Annotated in this window: 5 protein-coding genes and 1 pseudogene; 1 reads left to right on the forward strand and 5 read right to left on the reverse strand. The window is 63.8% G+C overall.

From position 1 onward, the window contains the following. Together EOA60_RS12810 and EOA60_RS12815 are read right to left on the reverse strand one after the other, a co-directional pair. The coding region (locus EOA60_RS12810; RefSeq protein WP_206628132.1) for a polysaccharide biosynthesis/export family protein at nt 1-756 on the reverse strand (756 nt) is incomplete at its 3' end. 175 nt (nt 757-931) lie between these two features. Continuing rightward, entirely contained in the window at nt 932-1,609 is a 678-nt protein-coding gene (locus EOA60_RS12815) for a sugar transferase (RefSeq protein ID WP_067003431.1), read from the reverse strand. A gap of 576 nt (nt 1,610-2,185) precedes the next feature. Here EOA60_RS12815 and EOA60_RS12820 point away from each other — a divergent pair. Continuing rightward, on the forward strand, nt 2,186-2,482 hold the full coding sequence (locus EOA60_RS12820; RefSeq protein ID WP_348632709.1) for an exopolysaccharide production repressor exox: 297 nt from the start codon (nt 2,186-2,188) through the stop codon (nt 2,480-2,482). On the opposite strand, the gene EOA60_RS12825 is transcribed toward EOA60_RS12820, so the two are convergent. From EOA60_RS12825 to EOA60_RS12835, 3 genes and pseudogenes are all read right to left on the reverse strand, one after another. Then, on the reverse strand, nt 2,453-4,351 hold the full coding sequence (locus tag EOA60_RS12825; protein WP_095824335.1) for an ABC transporter ATP-binding protein: 1,899 nt from the start codon (nt 4,349-4,351) through the stop codon (nt 2,453-2,455). The two genes, EOA60_RS12820 and EOA60_RS12825, sit on opposite strands and share 30 nt — an antisense overlap. 8 nt (nt 4,352-4,359) lie before the next feature. Then, nucleotides 4,360-5,349 (reverse strand): serine kinase, encoded by a 990-nt coding sequence (locus EOA60_RS12830; protein ID WP_095824334.1) that lies wholly within the window; start codon nt 5,347-5,349, stop codon nt 4,360-4,362. Further along, nucleotides 5,346-7,134: pseudogene (locus EOA60_RS12835) on the reverse strand (lasso peptide isopeptide bond-forming cyclase); the annotation flags it as partial. The pseudogene EOA60_RS12835 and the gene EOA60_RS12830, both read right to left, overlap by 4 nt.

The raw sequence follows: 7,134 nt of genomic DNA on the forward strand, positions 1-7,134 counted from the left end.
GCCCTTCTGGGCCAGCGGACCGATGCTGGTGAGCTGCTGCTGCGCCAGATCCACTTGCTGCTGCTGGTTGGCGATTTTCTTCTGCAGCGATTCGATCTCGCCTTCGAGCACGCCTTTCAGGTCATCAAGCGCGTCCAGCTTCAGCTTCAGCGCCTTCTGGTCGGCCGTGAGGATCTGCATTTCGTCGGCAACGATGGCCTGCGTTCTCGGGTCGTCCGCAGCCTCCTTCGGAATCTCGAAGCTCGTCTTGCCGGCAAGGTCTGCGTCGATGCGGGCACGCTTTATGATCAACCGCAGCCGCTGGTCGTCATAGATATCGAAACTGCCCTTGGCGGTGACCAGGTCCTTGCCGAGCTGAGGGCCGTAATCGGCGTTGCGCCGGATGCCGCCGGCGATGCTCACCGCCTTCAGTACCGTAAGGTCCGGCACGTAGGGGAACTGGCCAGGGTTCTGCACTTCGCCCGAAATGTAGAATGGCCGGAACTGCGCCATCTCGACCGAGGCTTCAGGCTTGTCGGGCAGTGCCAGCTTGCGCTGCAGCGCGAGACCGATCGCCGCAGCGATCTCCGAGGTCGTCTTGCCGGCCGCCTGCATCTCGCCGACGAACGGTACCGAGAGCGTGCCGGCGGGGCCGACCGAATAGTCGCCGTTGATGGAGGACCAGTCGCGGAACGTGCCGTCGACCGTCTGCCACTCGGCGATGCGGATGTTGAGCTTGTCCTGCGGCCCGAGACGATAGTCTCCAGCCACCGCCATGGTGGGAATCGCAAGAGACAGGGCAAGCGCCACGGCCGCAAACCGGCTGGGCGCCTTGGAAAGGAGTCCGAGGGGGTGGTTTTTCAATGAACGTTTCCGATCCGCGTTAGCCCCATCCGCCCGATGAGATTACTGCCGGACGCCTGTCCCGAGATTGGCGGGACAGGCCTGGCGGTCAATAGCTGCCGCGCGCCATCCACACGGCAGGCACGGTTTTGACGATGATGCGAATGTCCTCGACCATCGACCAGTTCTCGACATAGTGGCGATCGAAGGCGACGCGCGTGTCGTAGGACACGTCGTTGCGCCCGCTCACCTGCCACAGCCCGGTGAGGCCCGGGCGCGACTTCAGATAATAGACTGCGGCGCTGCCGTAGATCTCGAGCTCGTCGCGTACGACAGGGCGGGGCCCGACCAGGCTCATGTCGCCCTGCAGGATGTTGATGATTTGCGGCAGCTCGTCGAGGCTGAGCTTCCGCAGCACCGCGCCGACACGCGTCACTCGCGGATCGTCCTTCAGCTTGCGCGTCGCCGCCCATTCGGCGGCGGCATCCGGATTGGCCGCCAGATGCGCGGCGAGCACCTTCTCGCCATCCTGCACCATGGTGCGGAATTTGAGGCAGGCGAAAATCCTTCCGCCGCGACCGATCCGCTTGTGGCCGTAGAAGATCGGGCCGCGGTCGGAAAGCTTGACCAGCAGGGCGACCATCAGAAAGAGCGGGCTGAGCAGGACCAGACCCGCCAGGGAACCGACGATATCGAAACTGCGTTTGAGCAGACCGCCGATGGGGGGTGGAAAATCAATGCCAGCCTGCGAAAAACCCGCATTAGCCGGCTTGGCGACGTCCCTCATGCAAAAGCTCCATACGTTGAACGGATGGTTTACGGCACGATACCAAAAAAATGCTGCAGCGCAACACACAATTTCCCATTCGCGTGAAATGTTCGCGTCATGAATTGACCAAATAATAAACCTGCCGTGCCCAAATTTTGGCCTTTGTGGCATGTTTATGACAACGTGAGAGGTTTTTTGGGAAATGTAGTACAGCTTTCGGGCTGATTTTGGGCGATGCATTCTTTGCTGCAGACGAACGGCGGTTGCAGGTCGTAAGAATCACTCGCTCAGGTAAGTTCATCGCATCAAATACTGCTTAATGTTTCGGATTCTACTGTCGAGGATTTCGCTATAGTGAATAGGTGGCGATGCAGGGGTGTGCGCCGCAGCATGGCAGAGTCAATGCCGCGAAACCCTTGGCTTCATGTGCATTTGGCCTTGCCGCAAAGGTCTCGCCTTAATAGAGTGGCAAACTGTTGCTGTCATAGTCTGGATGGGTCGGAAAGGCCGGAAGCAACCGGTCGGATTGGGCAGCCAGAAATAGCTCTCTGGCGAAACGGGGAGTTACGCGGGTGGGTAAGCCACAGCCTCTGCATGCGCGTGTCGGTTGACGGGCCGACGAGCATGTCTTTGCCAAAGTTCATCGTCGGGATGATATTCACGCTCGCTGTTGTAGTCGGCTGGTCCTGGCTCGACGGCGAATCGCTTGGCACCATCATCATGCGCGCCGTGATTTGCGCTGTCGTCATTCAGGTGGGGTACTTCGTTCTGGTGTTCGCCATGATCGCAAGGAGCGGGCCGATACCCACCGACAAGGCGCGGCAGGCCGACCGCGGCATCAAGGTGCCCGATGACGAAAAGCTAACCGCCCGGCACGGCAGCCTCCGCTGATCTTTCAGCCGGCGCCGGGGGCGGCGTATTGTCGGCCAATGTTGCGGTTTCCCGTTCGGCCCGTTCGCCGGAGAGCATCCTGGCCAGCCGGCTGCCCGACTTTGCTTTCAGCCGCTGATATTGCCCGACCTCGACGATGCGGCCGCCCTCGATGGCCACGACCCAGCCGGCAAAGGCGATCATCGACGGCCGATGCGCGATGGTGAGGATAGTCATCTTGCCGCGCAGTTCCTCGATCGATTGAGCGATCAGCGACTGATTCTGCCAGTCGAGCGCGCTCGTCGCCTCGTCGAGGATGAGCAGCGAGGGTTCGCGCAGCAGCGCCCGTGCCAGCGCGATGCGCTGACGTTCGCCGCCGGAAAGCCTGACGCCGCGATCGCCCACCACCGTTTCGAGCCTCCCGTCGAGCCGCTCGACGAAGTCGGCCGCATGAGCCTTGCGCAGCGCAGCCCAAAGCTCCTCGTCGCCGGCCTGCGGCGCCGCCAGGCGCAGATTGGCGCCAATGGTGTCGTGCAACAGAAACACGTCCTGCGGCACATAGGCCACCTGGCCGCGCCAGGCCCTGCGGTTTTGCGCGGTGATCTCGACACCGTCCGCCAGGATCTTGCCCTGGCTCGGCTCGAGCAGCCCAAGCAGCATGTCGGCGATCGTGCTCTTGCCCGAACCGGACGGGCCGATCAGCGCCGTCACCTCGCCGGCGGGAAGGCCGAAGCTAATGCCGCTCACCACCGGCCTTCCATCGCCGTCGCCATAGGCGAACGAGACGTCGCGGATATCGAGGCCCCTGTCGAGCGACAGCCTTGCGTTCGGCGCGGCATCGCCGGGCTCCATCTCGCGCTCGGCATCGAAGCGCGCCTGCAGGGCCTGCATGGCGGTGTAGGCCGGCAGGTTGATCAGCATCTGCTGCGCCTGCACCTGCATGTCCATGAAGCGGGGCGCGACCCGCATGAAGACCAGGAGCAGCACGACGATTTCCGCAAGGGAGAGATGGAAGCGGACCAGCGCGATGTAGATGAACAGGCTGAGCCCGATCACGCTCGCGACCTGGAACAGCGCGGTGCCGATGGTGCTGTTGCGGACATAGGCGACATTGTCCGCCTTCATCTTGTCCAGCGTCGCGCGGAGCTGCGCGAAATAGCTCGTCTCGACATTCAGGCTCTTGGCCACCTTGATGCCGCCGAGGAACTCCGACACCGTGCGGTATTGGTCCTGGCGGCTGCCGGTCAGCACGCGACCGTAGGCGGTGGCGCGCGCGCGAAAGGGCTGCAGCGCGATGAACAAGAGCACGCCGATCAGGATCGCGAAGCACGTCATCACCGGCGAGATGAACACCGACACCACGAGATAGCCGGCAAGCAGCAGCGCCGTCTGGGCAAGCATCAGCAGCGAGAAGGCTGCGGCCTGAACGCGGTCGATGTCGCCGGTCAGCGCGTGGTCGAGATCGGAGCTGCGCATGCGGGTGAAGACACCCCAGCGCGCCTTGCCGATGCTCTCGAACAGGTTCATGCGCACCCGGTTGACGAAGTCGTAGAGCAGCCGCGCCATGTAGAGCGACTTGAAGCGGTTGAACATAGCCTGCAGCGCCACCAGAGCGACGAGCAGGCAGAGCACCGTCGCCAGCGAGAGCGTCCCGCCCGGCACCAGCCAGCGCAAGGCGCCCGGTACGCGCACGGCGAAATCCTGGTCGGCACTGCCGATCAGATGCAAGAGCGGGATCAAAAGCAGGATCGAAAGGCCCTCGGTCAGACTCCCGAGCACCAGGAAAGCAAGCGCCGTCAGCGTGCGCTGCCCGCCGATATGCGCCATGACACCACCGAAGCCGGCCACGTCCCGCAAAAGTGTCAGGCGAAGTTTCGAGGACCACGCCATGCTGCTGCTCACTTTGCCCGCGCGCCGACGGCTAGATCGCGCTCGATCACGGCGACGGCCTCGTCGATCCGCTCCAGGCCTGCCGGCACTTCGAGCCGGCTGACGCCGATCCGGCCGGCCAGCTGCGCGCTTTGTTCGAGAAGCGTGGACGCGAAATCGCCGACCAGCGCCTGCCGGCCGAACCGAGTGACATAGGAGAACTTGATGATCGCCGGCAGGGCGGCGGTGCCCTTTAGCGGCGTGATCGCCGCCTGCCCGTCGCGCTCCAGCACATAGATCCGGGCCGCCGGCACGGCTTCGCCGGAGAATCCATCTCGCAGCCGATGCTGCGCCTTCTCGATCTGCGGATGCACCTGCGGCCGCACCTCCGCTCGGCCGATCCTGATGGCGTTCGCGGCATCCGCTGCAAGCTTGAGCTGCGGAAAGCCGGGCAGGATCATCGGCCGTGAAGGATCGGACAGGTCCAGCGCCACGACATCGTCGGTAAGCAGCAGATGACCGGCGCGGATCATCGCGCCCGCCGTAGTCGACTTGCCGGCACCCTTGTCGCCCATGAAGATCACGCTTTGCCCGCCAACGGCGATCGCGCTGGCGTGGAGGACGAGCAGGCCACGCTGATGCAGCGTGAGCGCCAGCACCGGACCCAAAAGTGGGAAGGCAAGCAGCGGATCATCGACGCCCGGCGCCGGATCGACATCGATCCGGGAGGCATCGCTGATCAGGAAAGTGCCGACGGCTTGCCAGGACAGGTACTGGCGTGTCGGCTCGAAGCGAAAGACCGCGGCGTTCGCCAATGCAGCCTCCGGAAAATCGATCGGCCCAACAGCTATCTCGATGTCCGGTGTTGCCGGCGCGGTCGGTTCCAGTTCCGGCAAAGCCACCTCCGACCCGATCGTCAGGCCGTACGCCTTGTAGAACCGACGGGCACGCCCGTTTCGAGGGGCCGCTTCGATGGTGGAGCCGGGCCTCGCGGCAAGAGAAGCGGCTGGAGAGTTCATGCAGGGCTTCCATGCTGTTGGACCTGCCGCAGCCATAGCGACAGTGAGGCCGAACGCCAGATATGCTGGACGTCGGGCAGCGTCGCCTGCTCGGGCCGCTGCAGCATGCGCGCATAGACCGCGTTCACCTCGGACAGATTGACATAGGCGGCGATCAAGTCGTTGTCCGACACCAGCAGCCGGTCCAGCAGATCGCGATGGTTGACGATCATGCCTTTGACCAGGCTGGCGGTGAAATCGATCTTGTCGCGCCGCCACTGCACCGCGGGCGGCAGCACGCCTTCCATAGCCCGGCGCAGCACATGGCGGCCGAAGCCGTTGCGCAGCTTTTCCTCGCCCGGCAGTGCCAGGCAGAATTCGACCAGCGGCTTGTCCCAGAACGGATAGCGCGGCTCGATGCCGAAATTGGCGGCGGCCTTGTCGAGAACCTCGAAAGCATGGGGCACCAGCCCGGTGGACAAAAGCCAGCGATGGGTGAGCGCTTCGCTGGTGCTGACATTGGCGGGCATAAAGGCCGCGCGATGGAAACGTTCGGTGAGATCGGTACGCCTGGCAAGCTCCGGATTGACCAGTCCTGCCCACGCCGCGCGCGGTGCATCGAAGGGTCTGCGCCGCAGTTTTCCGAGAAGACGCCTGGCCTTCGCCCTCATCCTGGCAATCCGCCAGGCCGCCCCGTAGGCGGCGAGGAACTTGAAGTAAAGAGGCAGCATCCCGTCGCCATAGGTGTTGGCGGCACTGTGCAGCTCGCGCCACAGCTCCAGCCACCTGCCGCGATGGGCGAGCTCATGCAGATGCCCATGACCTTGCGATACGACCTCGTCACCGCCGTGGCCGTCGAGAAGCACTGTGACGCCCTTAGCGCTCGCGGTGCGATAGACGCTGCGGGTCAAGGACAGACCGGGCGCCAGGAAGGTCCCTTCCTGTTCCTCCAGAATGCGATCAAACTCGGCGAAGGGCGCATAGTCGCCGACCGCGATCAGCGTGCCGTCGAGCCCATATTGCTCCAGCACTGCATCGATGAAGGGCCGCTCGTCCATCGAAGACCCCCTCTCGAAGACCAGCGAGAAAGTTTTGAGCTTCGGCTTCTGCGTCGCCGCAGCTTGAAGTCCGGCCATGCAGGCGATCGAGGACGAATCGAGCCCACCACTCAGCATGGCACCGACGGACGGAGTGCCCCGCATCCGGTTTTCAACCGATCGCGCGAAAAGATGCAGGAACTCGTCCGCCGCATCCGAACGCTGCGGCCTTTGTGAGGGCTCAATCTCCCAGTAGCGGCTCAGCACGACCTGATTGTTGGTCACCGTCATGCTGTGCCGAGCGGGCAAGCGAAATATCTCCGCATAGAGCGTGGATTGCGGATCGTCCGGCAGGGCCGGCGAGGAAGCCGGAAATCTGATGCTCGCTGAGAGCCCTGCCGACACCATCCAGCGCCAGAAGTGGGCCGATCTCCGAGGCGAAGGCAAAGCGCCTGTCGGCGCAGTGGTAGTAGAAAGGTTTGACGCCGAAATGGTCGCGCGCGCAAAACAGCGCCCGGCGCTCGGCGTCCCAGACCGCGAAGGCGAAATCGCCTTGCAGGTAGGTCGGACAGGCCTCGCCCCATTTGAGATAGGCGTGCATCAGCAGCATGGCGTCGGCGGCCGATCGGTCGCGCACACCGAGCCGCGCCAGAAGCTCCTCGCGGTTGTCCAGCCGGCAATCGGCCGTAATGGCGAGCTTGCCGCCGGCCATTGTCAGCGGCCCAGGGCCCTGCTCGCCGGTCGTGTTGAGCCAGGCATGGCCTAGTGC

This window comes from Mesorhizobium sp. M1A.F.Ca.IN.020.06.1.1 (assembly GCF_004023265.1).
Taxonomy (GTDB): domain Bacteria; phylum Pseudomonadota; class Alphaproteobacteria; order Rhizobiales; family Rhizobiaceae; genus Mesorhizobium.

What these genes read in the sequence shown, in the direction of transcription:
- EOA60_RS12815 (WP_067003431.1), bottom strand. Translation starts at nt 1,609, where the DNA reads ATGAGGGACGTCGCCAAGCCGGCTAATGCGGGTTTTTCGCAGGCTGGC.
- EOA60_RS12820 (WP_348632709.1), top strand. Translation starts at nt 2,186, where the DNA reads ATGCGCGTGTCGGTTGACGGGCCGACGAGCATGTCTTTGCCAAAGTTC.
- EOA60_RS12825 (WP_095824335.1), bottom strand. Translation starts at nt 4,351, where the DNA reads ATGGCGTGGTCCTCGAAACTTCGCCTGACACTTTTGCGGGACGTGGCC.
- EOA60_RS12830 (WP_095824334.1), bottom strand. Translation starts at nt 5,349, where the DNA reads ATGAACTCTCCAGCCGCTTCTCTTGCCGCGAGGCCCGGCTCCACCATC.